This is a genomic window from Exiguobacterium sp. s152, assembly GCF_018618335.1.
Taxonomy (GTDB): domain Bacteria; phylum Bacillota; class Bacilli; order Exiguobacteriales; family Exiguobacteriaceae; genus Exiguobacterium; species Exiguobacterium chiriqhucha.
In genome coordinates, this window is record NZ_JACSLX010000003.1 from 217,006 (window position 1) to 234,304 (window position 17,299).

16 protein-coding genes are annotated in these 17,299 nt (G+C 52.9%); 2 read left to right on the forward strand and 14 right to left on the reverse strand.

The genetic code is table 11. The features are described from left to right. Positions 1–78: 78 nt before the first annotated feature. The 3 genes from KNP72_RS07870 to KNP72_RS07880 form a co-directional block, all read right to left on the reverse strand. Entirely contained in the window at positions 79–1,608 is a 1,530-nt protein-coding gene (locus KNP72_RS07870) for a M4 family metallopeptidase (RefSeq protein WP_214719701.1), read from the reverse strand. A gap of 179 nt (positions 1,609–1,787) precedes the next feature. Next, positions 1,788–2,786 carry an ABC transporter permease gene (locus KNP72_RS07875; RefSeq protein WP_021067298.1) on the reverse strand — a complete coding sequence of 333 codons (999 nt, stop codon included), beginning with the start codon at positions 2,784–2,786 and terminating at the stop codon, positions 1,788–1,790. Further along, positions 2,779–3,699, reverse strand: a complete 921-nt coding sequence (locus KNP72_RS07880) for an ABC transporter ATP-binding protein (protein WP_214711058.1) — start codon at positions 3,697–3,699, stop codon at positions 2,779–2,781. Before KNP72_RS07880 ends, KNP72_RS07875 begins: the two co-directional genes overlap by 8 nt. Before the next feature lie 117 nt (positions 3,700–3,816). Between KNP72_RS07880 and KNP72_RS07885 the strand changes: the two genes are divergently transcribed. Further along, a complete protein-coding gene (locus KNP72_RS07885) occupies positions 3,817–4,566 on the forward strand; it encodes a GDSL-type esterase/lipase family protein (protein WP_214719703.1) in 750 nt (249 codons plus the stop codon). 35 nt (positions 4,567–4,601) lie between these two features. Here KNP72_RS07885 and KNP72_RS07890 read toward each other — a convergent pair whose 3' ends face one another. Both KNP72_RS07890 and KNP72_RS07895 read right to left on the reverse strand, forming a co-directional pair. Further along, positions 4,602–5,273, reverse strand: coding sequence for a hypothetical protein (locus KNP72_RS07890; RefSeq protein WP_214719704.1), 672 nt, complete (start codon positions 5,271–5,273; stop codon positions 4,602–4,604). Continuing rightward, positions 5,260–6,390, reverse strand: coding sequence for a mandelate racemase/muconate lactonizing enzyme family protein (locus KNP72_RS07895; RefSeq protein WP_214719705.1), 1,131 nt, complete (start codon positions 6,388–6,390; stop codon positions 5,260–5,262). The genes KNP72_RS07890 and KNP72_RS07895 overlap by 14 nt, the downstream gene beginning before the upstream one ends. Positions 6,391–6,468: 78 nt before the next feature. On the opposite strand from KNP72_RS07895, the gene KNP72_RS07900 reads away from it, so the two are divergent. Beyond that, positions 6,469–7,662: an HTH domain-containing protein gene (locus tag KNP72_RS07900; RefSeq protein ID WP_214719706.1), complete on the forward strand. Its 1,194-nt coding sequence runs from the start codon at positions 6,469–6,471 to the stop codon at positions 7,660–7,662. 14 nt (positions 7,663–7,676) lie between these two features. Here the strand turns inward: KNP72_RS07900 and nhaC are convergent, their stop codons facing one another. The 9 genes from nhaC to KNP72_RS07945 all read right to left on the reverse strand — a co-directional run bounded on the left by nhaC (position 7,677) and on the right by KNP72_RS07945 (position 17,196). Next, positions 7,677–9,077: a Na+/H+ antiporter NhaC gene (gene nhaC, locus KNP72_RS07905; RefSeq protein ID WP_214832863.1), complete on the reverse strand. Its 1,401-nt coding sequence runs from the start codon at positions 9,075–9,077 to the stop codon at positions 7,677–7,679. A 161-nt stretch (positions 9,078–9,238) separates the two neighbouring features. Continuing rightward, positions 9,239–10,333: an amidohydrolase gene (locus tag KNP72_RS07910; RefSeq protein WP_214832762.1), complete on the reverse strand. Its 1,095-nt coding sequence runs from the start codon at positions 10,331–10,333 to the stop codon at positions 9,239–9,241. Between the two features lie 20 nt (positions 10,334–10,353). Next, entirely contained in the window at positions 10,354–10,698 is a 345-nt protein-coding gene (locus tag KNP72_RS07915) for a DoxX family protein (protein ID WP_198922698.1), read from the reverse strand. Positions 10,699–10,754: 56 nt separating this feature from the next. Beyond that, positions 10,755–12,017: a S1C family serine protease gene (locus KNP72_RS07920; protein ID WP_214832764.1), complete on the reverse strand. Its 1,263-nt coding sequence runs from the start codon at positions 12,015–12,017 to the stop codon at positions 10,755–10,757. A 122-nt stretch (positions 12,018–12,139) separates the two neighbouring features. Beyond that, complete coding sequence (locus KNP72_RS07925; RefSeq protein WP_214832766.1) at positions 12,140–12,958, reverse strand: fumarylacetoacetate hydrolase family protein; 819 nt, start codon at positions 12,956–12,958, stop codon at positions 12,140–12,142. A 54-nt stretch (positions 12,959–13,012) separates the two neighbouring features. Further along, positions 13,013–13,468, reverse strand: coding sequence for an anaerobic ribonucleoside-triphosphate reductase activating protein (nrdG, locus tag KNP72_RS07930; RefSeq protein WP_021067287.1), 456 nt, complete (start codon positions 13,466–13,468; stop codon positions 13,013–13,015). Next, on the reverse strand, positions 13,446–15,290 hold the full coding sequence (locus tag KNP72_RS07935; RefSeq protein ID WP_214832768.1) for an anaerobic ribonucleoside triphosphate reductase: 1,845 nt from the start codon (positions 15,288–15,290) through the stop codon (positions 13,446–13,448). The genes nrdG and KNP72_RS07935 overlap by 23 nt, the downstream gene beginning before the upstream one ends. A 189-nt stretch (positions 15,291–15,479) precedes the next feature. Then, a complete protein-coding gene (locus tag KNP72_RS07940) occupies positions 15,480–16,322 on the reverse strand; it encodes a formate/nitrite transporter family protein (protein WP_029595608.1) in 843 nt (280 codons plus the stop codon). Positions 16,323–16,530: 208 nt separating this feature from the next. Continuing rightward, positions 16,531–17,196 carry a 50S ribosomal protein L25/general stress protein Ctc gene (locus KNP72_RS07945; protein ID WP_214832770.1) on the reverse strand — a complete coding sequence of 222 codons (666 nt, stop codon included), beginning with the start codon at positions 17,194–17,196 and terminating at the stop codon, positions 16,531–16,533. Between the last annotated feature and the right edge of the window lie 103 nt (positions 17,197–17,299).

Genomic DNA, 17,299 nt, shown 5'->3' on the forward strand with positions numbered 1-17,299 from the left:
TTTACCCTATTCTTTCAAAAAATAGCGACAAAAACATCCTTTCCGCCGAAACGGAAAGGATGTTTGAATGGACTCGGCTTAGTAGATTCCGACCGCGTCGAACGATTTCGCTGCCGCGACCGCTTGTGTACTCGTTGGACCGTACAAGTCTTTGGCTGACTGTACGACTGCTTGACGTAGGCTCGAGAAGTTCGATGTCGGTGTCAAGTAGACAGTGAGCGCGCGGTAGTAGACATCGCCCATTTGCTTGACGCCGATGCCTTGAACCGATACGCCGTAGTGTGAGCCCCCGCTCGCGAACAAGTAGGCCGCCTTGTTGACGATACCTGAGTTGATATGGACGCCACCGTTGTCTTGCGTCCCTGTGTAGCGGACCGAGTAGTGGTCCGGGTCACCGTTGGCCGCTGGGTTCGACATCGAACGGAGACCGTCCCCGGCAATACCCGGCGTATAGATGTCTTCCCCGACCAACCAGTCGAAGTTCGAGCCGACGCTGTACTCCGCGACCGTACCGAAGATATCAGAGATCGCCTCGTTGATGGCTCCTGATTCGTTCTGATAGATCAAACCGGCCGTGTACTCTGTGACCGCGTGTGACAATTCGTGAGCAACGACGTCAAGGGCGCCCGAGAGGTATGTGAACGTTTGGCCGTCCCCGTCACCGTACACCATCTTGCTGCCATCCCAGAACGCGTTGTTGTAGCTGCGGCTATAGTGGACCGTCGAGTTGAGGGCCGCACCGTTGTTGTCATAGCTGTTACGACCGTACGTGTTCTTGAAGAAGTCATACGTCTTCGTCGCGTTGACGTGGGCGCTGACCGCGGCCCGGTCGTACGTCGTGTTCAAGACGTTATCGACATCGGCCCAAAGCGATCCAGGAAGGCGCGTCCGGTTACCGGCGTCATACGTATAGATGCCTTTGCCGCGTGTCGAGTCCTGGAGATAGTAATATGAACCGCTCTTCGTCGTCTTGAACGTTTGGCTCTGGCCAAGGACGTCGATTCCCGTGCCGGTATACGTCGTACCCGTGACACCGTTCGTCGGTTTGGCGTGTGCCAATTGGTTGTACTTGTTCAATACTTTCCCGCTTGCCGCATCGATGAAATACGTCCAACGTGACGGCTCATCCGCATCAAGAATCGTCCCGGTCACTTCATACGCATAGACCGCCTCTTCCCCGTTCGGATAGACGACGAGTTCCGCTGCCGGCTCAAGCTCGTATGCGCCTTTGTGGCCGACAAGCTCTTTATAACGAGCGACCGCTTTTTGTTCATTCAGCTTGATTGACTTATGTAATCCTTTGAGTTGTTTCGTATCATCGACGACCGTTTTCAATTGGCCATCATTATCGACGACACCGACGACGATTCCACCGAAGACCGGTACACCGTCAACCGTCTGTTGTAATTTGACGACTTGTCCGACTTTGTCACGCTTCGATTCGAGCGTTTTGAATTCGCCTTTCGCTTTCGCATACTCTTTGACGATTGTCGTCGGCGCCTCGTTCGATGGTTTCGTCAACGTACCTGACTTGAGCTCCGCCGCGCCGACAAGTTGCGGCACAAGCAAGACGCCTGCGATGAGTGATGTAGATAAAACTTTTTTCATGTGTGTTTCCCTCCTTATGTGGTGTCTCCTACTTTACATAGTTTCCCACATTTAATGTATCCAACTTTTTAATTATTTTGACAATTCAAATTATTAAGACATTTGGACTAACCCATCATTTTCTCTAGTCGTATCAGCCGTAACAAAAAAAGCGTCACCGTGGAAGGTGACGCCAGTCATCAATAAACATCTTTTTGTGTGAAATGGTAGAACGCATAAGCGAGAGCCGCTAGCGACCAGACGAATATGACGATGAGCGAGAACGGTAATGTCATCCCCTCGATCGGTGGGGCTTGCCCCTCGAGATAGGTATGAAGACCGAAGTTGACGTTCACCAAATATTTCGAGCTGTCCCAATTCGACCCGAGCGACGTGAGGAGCGGTCCTGAAATCAGGACCGCCATCATGATCCCAATCCCAGTCGCCGTATTTTTGACGATGACCGAGATCATGAGTGCGATCGTCCCGACGGCCGCGACGACGAACCAGGATAGGCCGACCGACATGAGCAAATATTGCCACATCGGCAGCGTATGGACGAAGTCGGTCGAGAACGTCCCGGTCGCCGAGGCTTGGAACCCAGTCAAAATCGGCGCGGTCCATCCGTCCCAACCGAGCACGATGCCAGAGATGACATAACTGACGAGTGCCGTGATGAAGATAAGAATCGACGTATACAGCAGCGTCGTCATCCATTTAGCAAGCAAAATCTTAAAGCGCCGGACCGGACGGGACAACAGCGTCTTGATTGTGCCATCATTATGCTCACCGCTGACGATATCGGCCATCAGGACGATGATGAAGAGTGGGAGCACGAGCGTCGTTCCTTGCGAGAAGAAGACACGCATGAACGTCGGCGCCCCAGGATAGTTCGGGTTAATATCATTATCTAAGTAATATTGATTCTGTTGGACCTGGAACTCCAAAATTTGACGGAACTCATCCTGAACGTTCGCCGAGGCGAGCCGGTTTTGCGTATCAACGATCTCTTGCTGTAAATCGACACGCCAGTCAATCGTTCCTTGTTCTTCCCGTTGTTTCTCGATCTGCCGGTAGTTGGCATACGTGAACATCGAGACGAGCACGATGAGAATGGTCGACACGACGAGAAGCCGACGTTTCTTATGAATCTTTAAGACTTCGTTCCGAATGAGGCCAAGGATTGACGGATTAGACAATATGGTCACCCCCGGTCAATGAAATAAACAATTCTTCTAGCGTCTGGACGCGTCGTTCGAGACCGAACACGTCGACGCCTCGATCGAGCAAGTAGCGATTCAAGCGAGCCGTTTCTTCCAGATTCATTGAGACCCGAATCGTCCGTTCATCGACAACATCGGCGTGATCAATCGACTCGAATCCGCGGATGATCGGCAAGACTTCAAAACTGTCGGCCACGTGGACATCGACCGTCGACGCCAACTCATGAATCAGTTCCTCGACCGTGCCGACTTTCACGATTTTCCCGCGCGACATGATGGCGACGCGGTCCGCGAGCAGTTCAATCTCGGCCAAGATGTGGCTAGAGACGAGGACGCTCAGTCCTGTCTCTTCAACGAGACGGCGGATGAAGAGTCGAAGGTCACGAATCCCCATCGGGTCTAGCCCGTTCGTCGGCTCATCGAGAATCAAGACACGGGGGTTGTTCAACATGGCCTGGGCGATGCCGAGACGTTGCCGCATCCCGAGCGAGTAGGTCTTCACTTTATCATCGATTCGTGCCGTCAAATCGACGAGATCGATTACTTCTTGAATCCGGGCCTCATCGACACCGGGCAACATCCGCGCGAAGGCGTTCAAGTTCTCACGCCCGCTCATGAACTTGTACAATTCCGGATTCTCAACGATGGCGCCGATTTGATTCATCGCCTGAACGAATTGACGTTCGACGCTGAACCCACAAATCGAGACGGTCCCGTTCGTCGGCTTAATCAATCCGACAATCATCCGAATCGTCGTCGTTTTACCGGCCCCGTTCGGCCCTAAGAAGCCGAACACTTCACCGGGGAACACATCGAACGAGATGTCATCGATGATCGTTTTTTTACCGATTACTTTTGTCAAATGATCTATCTTCAATGTTGGTTGCATCATCTCACCTCTCCTACATTCTATCGGACTCGATCGCATCTGTCCTATTCGAACATTCACATAGGGCAGGTTCACACTTATTTGATATGATAGTTCTATAGAAAGTGAGGTCATCACATGAAAAATGGGAAATGGTATACGTTTTTAATCGGTTCTGTTTTCTTGACGGGCATCGCCCTATACGGTTTATGGATCGGTTACCAAGATATCGTCAATCCGCCGGAACGGACACTCTCGGTCAGCGAAGATACGAGACCCGAACCGGTCGGTGATGTTTACGTCGCACTCGGAGATTCATTGACACGCGGTGTCGGCTCTACATCCGGTGCGGGCTACGTCCAACCGGTCGGTGAAGCGCTCGAAGAGAATAATATCCGTACGCAGAATCTGGCCGTCTCCGGCGCCCGGACGGAAGACTTATTGGCGCAGCTCGAACAACCTGAAGTAAGACGCACGATTGAGAACGCCCGCTATATCACGCTCACAATCGGCGGCAACGACTTGTTCAACCGCGGCGAGAATGTCGACAATTTCGAATCGGTCGATATCGATCAAGTCGTGACCGAAGCGAAGACGAACTTGAATGAGATCTTCGAACAAGTTCGCGGATTGAACGATACGGCGCAAATCGTCTATATCGCGCTCTATAACCCGTTCCAAGAGAACGAAAACGGAGAGGCGTTCAATCAATTGATTCTCGATTGGAACGCCTCGGCATCCACGTTCGCTAACGCGCAACGCATCGATGTGATCGATCCGTTCGCTTACGTCTCGGACGTCGGCCGTGACCTTGCGACCGACCAGTTCCATCCGAGCGACCGGACATATGAGAAGTTAGCCGAGGACGTATTGTTCATCCTCGAATAAGCAACATGGCCTGATCGTCGCGATCAGGCCATGTTTTATCGTTCATATTTGACGAGCCAGCTCTCCCCGTCGCGTGTCATCGTCGTCCCAAACCAGCCTGCCTTCAATAAGGCGACTTGTTGCTCCGTCTCGCCCATATCGAGCCACGTCGTGTCACCAGTCGGGAGCCAGTCGCTGTGCAGTTCTTTCATAAAAATGTAGCGCAGCTTTCCGCCATATTTCGGTTTGAGGGCACCGATGCGAAGGCCGAGGGCGAACTTATCCTTCAGGCTCGGGATATTGAAAGGCGCCACGGTCGCACAGACGAGGTCGAACCGACTGCCATGTTCAAGCTCTTTCATGAGTAGCCTACCGAGATACTGTTGCAGACCGTAGCCGCGGTAGTCCGGATGGACGTTCGTCACTTCTTGATACAAGATACGGTCGAGCGCATCAAGCGGATAACCGATGTCGTATCCTAGATGCTCTTCGTCGAGCGGCGGGATCAGGAGCGCGCGGAATGCGATCAACGTGCCCTCGTGGTACGCCCCAATCAATGTGCGGTCGGTCAACAGCTTTACGAACTCCTCAGTCGTGAGGGACTGGTACTGGCTTCCTTCCGTCAATGTGGCCATGACGGCCTGTTGCACCGCCTCGACTTGTGCGAGCTCTGTCATCGTCAAATAGTTGACCTCGATGTCGAGGCCGTTACACTCACTGCGCCACATGGTCGACCCCTCCGATGACATACGTCGCCTTTGTAAGCCGTGACAAGACGGCCTCGTCGACGTCGACACCGAGACCTGCCCCATCGGACAGGCGGATGAACGGCAAGTCGTACATCAAGTTGCCGATGTCTTCGGCGAAACGAAGCGGACCTGTCAACTCGACCGATTGGACGATTTTGCTCGAGAAGGCGACATGAAAGCCTGCACTCGAGGCGACCGACGACTCGACCATCGACCCGATTTGACACTCGATGCCCGACATTTCGGCCATATGCACGAGTTTTTTCGCCGGGTAGATGCCGCCACACTTCATCAGTTTGATGTTCACTTTGTGGGCGGCCTGCATCATCGTCAACCGACGCATCTCCGTCACGCCGCGCACCCCTTCATCAATCATGAGCGGCACCGTGATTTTCCCTTTCACTTCGACCATGCCTTCAAAGTCGTCGGCCTTGACCGGCTGTTCGACCCAATCGATTTGGAATGGCTCGAGCTGCTTCATCGCTTGGAGTGTCTTGGCGGCATTCACCCAACCCTGATTGACGTCGACCCGAATCGGCACGTCTGGGCCGACGGCACGACGGACCGCCTCGACCCGACGTACGTCCGAGGCGACGTCGACGCCGACTTTCATCTTGACGGCCGTGTACCCTTGTTCAATCTGTTCGCGAGCCTCGGCCGCCATCGCCTCCGGCTCGCCGATACTGAGGACGTGCGTGACCGGAAACGCGTCGTGATAACGGCCACCGAGCAAATCATACACTGGAAGCCCGAGCTTTTTCCCGACGACATCATGACAGGCGATATCGAGAGCCGCCTTCGCCGCCGGCACGTCACGGATGGCCCGGTCCATCACGTCGTGAATCCGTTCCATCTGTATCGGATTTTCTCCGATTAAGAGCGGTCCGAGCACATGTCGAATCACACTGATTGTACTATCGAGCGATTCGCCCGTGACATGTTCATCGGCGACGGCCTCTCCATAGCCGACGTGACCACATTCGGTTGTCAATTTTACAATCACTGAAGGCATGTCGTCATAACGATGGTAACTGACGATGAACGGCACTTTTAACGGTAAACGAATCGCAAACAGTTCGATTTTCTCTATTCTCATATCCATTCTCCTTTACTTCTTACTTGTCATTAGCTATATTGTCGTTAAATAGTCGTTAAATTGCAAGGAGGAGTTTTGATGTCCATCCATATCGCCATCGTCGGATCGCACGAATTTGTGGAGACGATTCGCTCGCTCGGTTCACCAGAGGACGTCCGGTTCGCCTATCATCCGTATGAGCATCCGCACGAAGCAGCGACCATCGCTCAAACGCTCGGCTCGTTCGACGGCGTCTTTTTTTCCGGCTCATTCCCGTTCGCCTATGCGACCCCTCATCTTAGCCACGTGGCGGCACATCACGTCGTCCAAGACGAGACTGTCCTCTTGACGACGCTTCTATATGCGACGCTCACCCACTCCGTGTCGCTCAATCAAGTATCAATCGATTTGGTCGAACCGAGACGACTGACGTCGATTCTCGACTCGTTTCCAAACGAACGGGTCGCCCCCACCGTCATGCGCATCAGTCCTGATCTCGCATTCGAGGACGTCATCGCCTTTCATACCAATCACCAAGGCAAACAAACGAATCTGGCCATCACGAGCATCGAGCGGGTACATCATGAGCTCGTTCGTGCCGGGTTCAACAGTCAACTGATGATTGAGCCGACAGTGACCGTCAGGAACCATCTCGAACAGTTAATTCAACAAGTTCGGCAACAGTTGGCCGATGCCGCCCAGTTCGCCATCATCCGCTACGACACGGACGATATGGCGTTGCGTGACCATCTCGACTCGGTCCGGTATCTGGGTGGACATCTCGAGTCCGCGGAGGACCATCACATCACAGTATTGACGACCAAAGGTGAAGTGCTGAACGCGTTCGAAGAAGATACGCTCGCACCGAACGGGACGTACCGCATTGGAATCGGTTATGGCACGGACTATCAACAGGCGGACGAGCATGCTCAAATCGCCTTGTCTGCCGCAAGTGAAGAGCGCATCCGCATCGTCGATGATTCCAAACGATTATCGTTCCCGACCCGTGACGCGCACATCCCGTATCGCGTGACGGAACAACTTGCCTTCGACTTCATCAAACAAGCCGGAGTCAGCCCCGTCAATATCGGGAAGATTTTACAATTCGCCAAACGAAAGCACGAGTTCACGGCTAAAGAGTTGACCGACTATCTCGACGTGACGCGACGTACGACGGAACGGCTCATCAAAAAACTACATGACGCCGGCATCGTCGATGTGATCGGTGAAGAGATGAGCTATGGCCAAGGCCGGCCTCGCGCCGTCTATAAATTCAATTTCCCGACCTCATGAGGCCGGGAAATTTTTTATTGCGCCGCTTGTTGTTCAATCGGTGGTTCTGCACTCAACACAGCGATCCGTTCAATCGTGAAGCCTGTGAACGCATAGATGATTGAAATGACAGGAACGACAAAGTTTAAGATAGCGTATGGCGCGTATTCGAACGCCCCGACGCCGAGTGTCCCGAGAATGAACACGCCGCACGTATTCCACGGGATGAAGACCGACGTGAGCGTACCGCCGTCTTCAAGCGCTCGCGACAAGTTCTTCGAATGAAGTCCCATCTTCTCGTAGGCACTGGCGAACATGCGTGACGGCACGACGATCGAGATGTATTGTTCGGAACATGATGCGTTCGTCGCGAACGCCGCTAAAATCGTCGAAGCGACCATCGATCCGGCCGTCTTCGCAAGTTTGACGATTTGGTTCATGATGGACTGGAGCATGCCCGAGTATTCCAAGATGCCCCCAAACGTCATCGCGACGATCGTCATCGAAACGGTATACATCATCGCATCGAGACCACCCCGACTGAACAAGTTATCGACGAGTTCGTTGCCGGTGTCGATCACGTATCCACTTTGGAGCGCGCCGACACTATCTGAGAGCGAGCCGCCTTGGACGATGACTTGCGCCAAAAAGCCAAGGGCGATGCCGACGACGAGTGCCGGAATGGCCGGCACTTTTTTCGCGACGAGCGCGATGACGGCGAGCGGGATTAGCAACAACCACGGTGAGATGACAAAACTGTCTTTTAAAATCGCGAGCGTCTGGACGATTTCCGACGAGTCCGTCATCGTCTCGCTGAAGCGGCGGCCGAGCCACCAATACGCGCCAAGCGCAATGATAAGGCCCGGGATAGTCGTATAGAGCATGTGACGGATATGGACGAATAGGTCAGTATGCGTCAAACCGGCCGCCAAGTTCGTCGTATCCGACAGCGGCGACATCTTGTCCCCAAAATAGGCGCCAGAAATGACCGCTCCGGCGACCATCGGTGCTGGTATCCCCATACTTAGCCCGATGCCCATCCCGGCGACGCCAATCGTCCCCATCGTCGACCATGAACTGCCGATGGAGAGCGCAACGACCGCACAGATGATACAAATCGTCACAAGAAAATAGGCCGGCGAGATAATCGTCAACCCATAATAAATCATCGTCGCGACGACACCTCCCCCAATCCACGCCCCAATCGTCAAGCCGACCAAGATGATGATGACGACCGCCGGCAAGGCGAGCCGAATCCCTTTGTACATCATCTCTTCAATCTCTTTCCACTTATAGCCGTGTCGCCAGGCGACAAGTGCCGCCACCGCCGTCCCGATGATGAGCGGGATGTGTGGCCCTTGTTTTAATTGGACGATGGCTACGAGCATGACCCCGATCATGACAAGTAGCGGCAATACTACCCAGCGAAGCTTCATGTCTACCTTGTTCCCCTGTTGTTCCATGTGTCTTCCTCCCCGATAGCGAAAGATTCTGAATTGTCGTTATATTGTCGCTAATAAGATGATGATAACGCTTACATTCGGGGAAGGCAATACAAAAATGAACGGAAGCGAAGTCGCCTCGTTCATTTCGTCGTTCATATAGCGTGTACGGCCCGGCGCAACGTATCGGCGAGCAGGGCGGCCGCTTCCGGTAATACGTCACGATCGAACATCATCTGTGGATGATGAAGCCCTGGCGTCAAATTGGCCCCGATTCCAATCATCGTCGCATCGAGTCCCGGCTGTTCGACCGTATAAAAATGAAAATCGTCGCTACCTGACGTGATGATGCGATCGACAAGCACATCGGCCCCGAACCGCTGACTAATCGCTTCGGCCGCATGACGGCTCGAACGCTCGCCAATCAAGGCGCCAGGGGTGAAATCTTGCCACTCCCAGTCAATCGTCACTCCATGCAGGACTGCAATCTGGTGCAACATCGTCTCGACCCGGTCGCGTAGCTCGAGCAGTTCCTTGTTCTGTTGGGCCCGGACGTCAATCGAGAATGTCGCATTGCCCGGAATGATATTCAAATTCTCACTCCCGGCTTGGACGCCCGTCAGTTTGACCGAATGCGGCTCGAACGGCGACAAATAGATGCTTTTGAGCATCTGTTGAATCGTGAAGATGACGTCTAACGCGTTCTGACCTTGATGCGGCCGCGCACCATGAGCATCGTCCCCGCTGATCTTGCCTTTCAAGAAGAACGCGGCCCCATGTTGAATCGCAGCCGCATATTGACCGCGTTTCAGTTCCTCGAGCGGACGCAAATGAATGCCGTACAGCTGACTGACGTCTTGTAACGCCCCGTGTCGAATCATCGCGAGCGACCCGTTGCCTTGTTCTTCGGCCGGTTGGAAAATAAACCGGACCCGTTTCGGCAAGTGTTCGTGTCGCAACTCATCAAGTGCACCGAGCACCATGCTGATATTGGCATCATGGCCACATGAGTGATTGGCTTGGAACGTCCCGTCAACTTGTTGCCATAACGCGTCGATGTCGGCTCGGACAGCGATGACGTCATCTCCCTCACCAATCTCGGCGATGACGCCGGTGACGTCGGCAAACGTTTCGTGACGGACTTGCCATGACGTCAAAATATCGGCAATCGTCTTCGTCGTCTCGAATTCATTCCAGCTCACTTCGGGATGGGCATGAAAATGCTCAAACCAGTTCAATACGTTCGTCATGATCGATCCCCCATATGTACTTATATTTTTTTGACCCCTTTAATCAATACCCATTGCAGCGGCAATCGGGCCCACGTCACCCATTTCGGGAGCGGCATCTTGCCGAGTTTCGACGGTTTGAGCGCCATATTGATATTGGCCGGGAAGACGGCAATCAAAAATGCCGGTAACGTTCCCTTCACAAACCGTGTTCCCTTGTTCGTGAGCAACAGTGCGCCATAGACGACTTCGATAACCCCGCTCGCCTGGACCATGAACCGTTTGAACGGCCATGATTTCGGAATGATCGACATGAACGCCCGTTCTTGAACGAAGTGCATGATGCCGGCTCCTAAAAATAAAACACCGTATAGTGTGCGAATCAATGGAATCCCCTCCTTTTTTCTAAGCATAACAAAAAAGATGGGCTACGTGCCCATCTTTACAATGCATCCCCATTCGCATTTTGAATCTCGACATCGACCGTCTCGGTCTTGCCGTCACGAACGTATTCGATTTTGACCTTTCCGTCCGTATCGCGAATCAATTCACTCCGAAGGTCAATGAACGACGAGACGGCTTGATCGTTAATTTTCACGATAACGTCGCGTGCTTCGAGTCCGGCCCGTGCGGCCGAGCTATTCGTCTGCACTTCGACGATAATCGTACCGGCCGTCACCGACTCCGGCAAGTTGATTTGCTCGGTCAAGTACCCGGGTGGAAACTCGGACACGTCACGGAGCGACACGCCGAGCGATGGATGGTTCACTTCGCCCGTCTGTTCGATTTGGTTGATGAGCGGCAAGGCGATATCGACTGGAATCGAGAAGCCGACCCCTTCCACCGAATCGGTCGCAATTTTCATCGAGTTGATTCCGACCAATTGGCCCGATTCGTTAATCAAGGCGCCACCGGAGTTACCTGGGTTGATGGCAGCATCCGTCTGGATGACCTCGGCATTGAAATCGGCTTGTCCGTTCTCATCCGTATCGACCGGAACGAGACGGGACGTCGACGAGACGACGCCGCGCGTGACCGAGTTCTCAAACTGGCCGAGCGGATTGCCGATGGCGATGACAGTCTGTCCAGGCTTCAGTTCACTCGACTTCCCCATCGTGATGACGGATGAGACTTTGTCCGCATCGACTTCGAGCACCGCCAAGTCGTACGTGGCGTCACTGCCCATCAACTTGGCGTCCGCTGTCGATCCGTCATTGAATGTCACGGTCAAACGGTCAGCACCGTTGACGACGTGATGGTTCGTGACGATGTAAGCCGAGTCACCGTCTTTCTTATAGATGACACCCGAGCCGACACCAGCTTCGACCGATTCATTCGATAATCCGTTCGAAGCAAAATTGTTTACCGTCACGACGGCAGGTTGTGCGGTCGCGACCGCATCGATGACCGAGCTGTCCGCCGTCGTCGATGTCGTCTGGACCGGTGACCCTTCCGACGTCACGTTCGTATCAGACACGTTCGTTGGGACTTGATCGATGAACGGGAAGGCGATGGCCCCAGTCAAGACAGCACCGATTACCCCACCTACAAACCCAGGGAACATCCGACCGACGAATGAAGGTCGGGCCGGTTGTGTTGCGCGCGACGGCTCGTGTCGTTGTTCGGACGAGCCAAGCTCGGTGTCGAGCCAATCCTCGCGGCGATTTGGTTCATTTGATTCTGTTGGACGATCGTTGCGTTCCATGTGTAATCATCTCCTATATGATGTCTCCTCTTTTGTTATACCCTTAGTATAAGAGGCATAGTCATCGTTGTGCGGAAATGAGACATCGATTACAAGATTCTTCACAATTTGCGTCAATTGGGTCAGACGATAACGTTTTTTAACGTCCCGAGTCCCGTGATGCTCACTTCGATTGTATCCCCAGATTGGAGATAGACGGGCGGTTTCATCCCATGGCCGACCCCCGCCGGCGTACCGGTGGCGATGATATCACCAGCTTCTAGCGTCATCCCTTTCGACAACGTCCGAATCAACTCTTCAATTGGACGAATCATGTCCGCTGTCGACCCGTTTTGGCGTGTCTCACCGTTCACGACCGTTTGAATCACAAGTGGAAACGAGAGCTCATCCGGTGTGACGATATACGGTCCGAGCGGACAAAACGTGTCGAACGATTTACCGCGGAAAAATTGGACGTGCTGTTTTTGAACGTCCCGGGCCGTGATATCGTTCAAAATCGTATAGCCGAAAATATGGGCGTCGACGTCGTCGATGTCCCGCCCTGATTTTCCGATAATGACGGCGAGCTCGCCTTCGTAATCGAGTTGGTCGGTCAGTTCGGGATGACGTTCGACGACAGCCCCTGGTCCAACGACCGAAGTCGGAGCTTTCGTGAAGATGACGAGTTTGCCGGCTCCCGCCGTATCCATCTCTTTCACGTGTTCTTCATAGTTCTTGCCGATACAGATTACGTTTTTGAGTGGTCGGTATGGCGCGACGAGCGTGACGTCGGTCAATGGGATCCGAGGTGCGACGTCCAAATCGACATCCGGTTTAAACTCCCGCGCGATGACCTCTAACAACGAAGTCGTATGTAATTGGTCACTGACGTCATAAACAAACTCCCCTGCCACGACACCGACCCTTTGCTCTCCTTCAACTTGAAAACTACACCATTTCATCAAAATTCCCCCTTTTTTGCTAGTATACAAAAAATCGGGACGCGACGGTCCCGATTACGCTTTGTTCAAGAAAATAATTCGCTGATTGCTCGACCCCCGAAATCGGAGCGACCGGTCCATGAGCGGCTGTTCGAAACGACCGTCGACAAGTACATCGGCACGATCGAGCACGCTCGTGACGTACTCATCGTCCATACCTTGTAACTGTTCGAACGTATAGCCTGTATACACCCACACATTTTTCTGAAGTGCCTTGCACCCGTCGACGAGCCGGGCTAGTGCTTCCGGTTGCAGGAACGGCTCTCCGCCCGAGACGGTGACACCGTCCCAACCGGATTGTTCGATTCGGGTGAGCAGGTCCTCGACTGGTACGTCTTCCCCACCTCGCGGGTTCCATGATTCCGGATTGTGACATCCAAGACAGCGATGAGGGCATCCCGCCGTAAAGATGACCGTGCGAATGCCTGGACCGTCGACAACCGATTCGTCAAGTACGGATAGGACGCGCATGATGCTTCACCCTCGCTCGTTCTTCATCTCGTTTCGCCGAATTCCATCGGTCCATCGTGCCGACCAGATAGCCGGTGATGCGACGAATCCGTTCAATCTGCTCTTCCTCGCCACACGTCGGGCACGCGGCATCGATCGTTCCCTCGAGGCCGCAGTTACCGCACCGGTCGACGGGATGATTAATCGATCCGTAGCCGACGTTTTCGGTTCGCATGAGCCGGACGATCGCTTCGACCGCTTCCGGGTTATGGGCGAGCGACCCGTCGACTTCGACATAAGTGATATGACCCGCGTCACAGAGCGCATGGTACGGTGCCTCCAACCGAATCTTGTCACGAATCGACACTGACTTGTATACCGGCACATGAAACGAGTTCGTATAAAAGGCGCGGTCGGTGACACCCTCGATCATCCCGAACGCCTGCTGGTCCTTCAATACGAACTTCCCAGACAATCCTTCGGCCGGCGTGGCCAAGAGCGAAAAATTTAAATCGTGCTGCTCTGCCGCCTGTCTCATCCGATCACGTAAATGAGTGACGATATCGAGTCCGAGACGTTCCGCTTCCCGTGAATCGGCATGCGTGCCGCCTGTGAGCACGCGTAGCGCTTCGGCGAGACCGATGAAACCGACGGACAACGTCCCTTGCTTCAGTACATCCCGTAGCTCTTCTTCCGGTTGGAGTCTCTCGCTGCCCCTCCAGACGTGTTGAGCGTAAAGGAAGCGGAATTCGTCGGCATGACGCTTCGCTTGATAGTCGTACCGTTCGAGCAATTGATCGATGGCGACGTCGACGTAGGTGTCGAGCGTCTCATAAAATGTATGGATGTCCGGAGCGACGAGCGCCATCTTGACCAAGTTCAAGGTCGAGAACGATAAATTACCTCGTCCAATCGATGTCTCGGCGCCGTGACGATTCCCCATCACTCGTGTCCGACACCCCATATAAGCGACTTCTGAGTCATGGCTCCCATCATAATATTGCAAGTTGAACGGGGCATCGACGAAGGAGAAGTTCGGGAATAGACGCTTGCCCGTCACGCGACAGGCGAGTCGGAACAAGTCGACGTTCGGGTCGGTTTCATGAAAGTTGACACCCTCTTTTACTTTAAAGATTTGAATCGGGAAAATCGGCGTCTCCCCGTTACCGAGCCCTCGTTCGGTCGCATGCAACAACTCGCGGATGAAAATCCGGCCCCAACGGCTCGTGTCGGTCCCGTAGTTGATGGAGACGAATGGCACTTGGCCGCCTCCTCGCGAATGCATCGAATTGGCATTATGGATGAACGCTTCACACGCTTGATAGGTCGCTGTGATTGTCTCGGTCTCAGCGACTTCGAGAAGTTGCTCGGTCGACCATTCGACCGGAAGCTTCTTGAGACGCTCCAGTTGACGTTCATACGTCTTTTCGACGTATGGCGCTAAATCGACATCGAACATCGGGAACGCTTGACCCCCGTGTTGCATATTCTGGTTCGCTTGAAGAATGATCGAAGCGAGTGCCATCGCCGAACGGATGTCCTGGGGTGGTCGAATCGTCCCGTGACCGGTATGAAATCCGTTCGTCAACAACTCGCCGAGCGGGATTTGACAACACGTCGTCGATCCCGTCACGTAATAGTCGGCGTCGTGGATGTACAAAAAGTTGTCTGCGACGGCCTGACGTGTCCTCTCTGACAACAAATACGTTGTCGACAGCTGTTTCGATACTTCCGAGGATAATCGTGCCAGTTTGCCAAGTGGTGATTTCCCGTCGACGTTGGCGTTCTCTTGTACGAGATCTTGATCTGGGAGAACACAGACATCTTCATAAAGCTGGAGCATGTTCACTCCGCATCACCTCACTATATATTGATATGAATCGAGTTATGAACTCGATTCAATTCCATATATAGATTATGTCATGTTTGAGCATGGAGATGTGGAGTCTAAATTGTGAGCGTTGGTTGTGATATAAACGCAAAAACAGCCAAGCCCGCATATGGACTCGACCGTTCTTTCAAGTGACCCAACTTATAATTCTTTAGCTGGTTTCACGATTTTTAATTCAACTTCTTCTTTTTCCTCTGACTCTTGAGCTTCGCGCAAGCCTTTCGCGTTCAACCACGTATAGATCGCACCCATGAACAAGGCGCCGCCGATGATGTTACCGAACGTGGCCGGAATCAAGTTGTGGATGGCGCCGGCAAAGCTAATCGCCTCAGGGTGTGGGACGACGAGCGTGAGCGCAAATAAGACGAAGTTGGCGATGACGTGATCAAATCCTGACGCGAAGAAGACGGCGACGAGGAAAATCATCGAGAAGATTTGAGCGAACTCATTTTTCATCTGTTTTGGTAAGAAAATCGCGAGACAGACCATCCAGTTACAGAAGATGGCACGGAAGAAAATCTCGACCGTCGTATGATGCATCTTGCTCTCGACGACCGCGAACAACCAGTTATCCATCCCGAGTTCTTGGATGACGCCGGTCGGGGCGAGCAACAAGGCGAACAAGACGCCACCGAGCGCGTTCCCGACGAAACAAAGTAACCAGACGAGCATCGTGTCGCTGAGCGTCGTATAGCCGCGTAACGTCGACGTCGTGAAGTACATTGTGTTCCCCGTGAACAGTTCGGCTCCGCCGTAGATGATCATGACAAGGGCGATCCCGAATGAGAACCCGCCGATGAGTGTCGTGAACGGCGAATCGATCAAGTACATCCCGTTGACGACTTTAAGTGTGAAGATTGAAGCGAATCCGATAAAGATCCCCGCGAGCATTGCCCGTAAAAAGTATTCCATTGGCCGATAATGAATCATTTGCGAAGATGCCTGAGCTTTTTTCCGTAATGATTCGAGTGCATGGATTTCCATTGATGCCATGTCACAAACCCTTCTTTCTGTTTGAATGAACCCATATAATAAGAACGAACATGTGAAATCATTAACAATATAAGCCCGAATCCAATAAATTGCAATCGACCTTGGACCATGTTGACACATTTTTCACATCGTAATCGTTTACATATGTCGGATTTGTGACGAAAAAAACGACCCTTCGCAAAGGGTCGTTCGATCATGATTATTCTTTGCCTTCAGACTTCTCTTCAGACGCTTCAGAAGTTTCGTCAGCTGACTCTTCAGTCGCTTCGGTTTCACCTTCTGTCGTTGTCTCTGTGTCTGCTTCAAGCTCCTCAAGCGAGACCGGCTCGTTCACAGATGCGATTTGAAGCTCACCATCCGAGACGATTTCATAGTCTTTATTCTCTGGAATGTCAGCTACCGTGACCGAATCACCGATACCGAGTTCAGACACATCGAGTTCGATGCGTTCAGGAATGTTGGCCGGTGTCGCCGATACCGTTACTTTATAGAGCGTTTGCGCCAAGAAGCCGCCTTCTTTGACACCTTTAGCGTCGCCGACGAGTGTGACGTCCGCTTCGACTTCCGTCGCTTCGTCCATCTTTACAGCCATGAACTCAACGTGCTTGTATTCGTTCGTGAACGGGTCAACTTCTGTCCCGTGAACGAGCGTGTTCACTTTCTTGCCGTCGATGTTCAACTCGATTAACGCGTTGTCACCGTGTTCGCGGAGAATCTTGCGAAGTGCCATCTCCTCGAATGCAACTGGTGTGCTCTCGACTTTATAGCCGTATACGACACCTAGTACTTTACCTTCTTTACGCAAGTTTGCGCGGACCGAACGTGGTCGTAATTCTCGTTTCGTTACTTTAAGCGTGTCTGCCATAATCTTTTCCCCCTACTGGTTTATCGATCATGTCTACATCTTGAGGGTGAGGCAGTGAAAAAGCCACCTCTCAACCTCGATGCGTTGAGTGACATGTGTATAT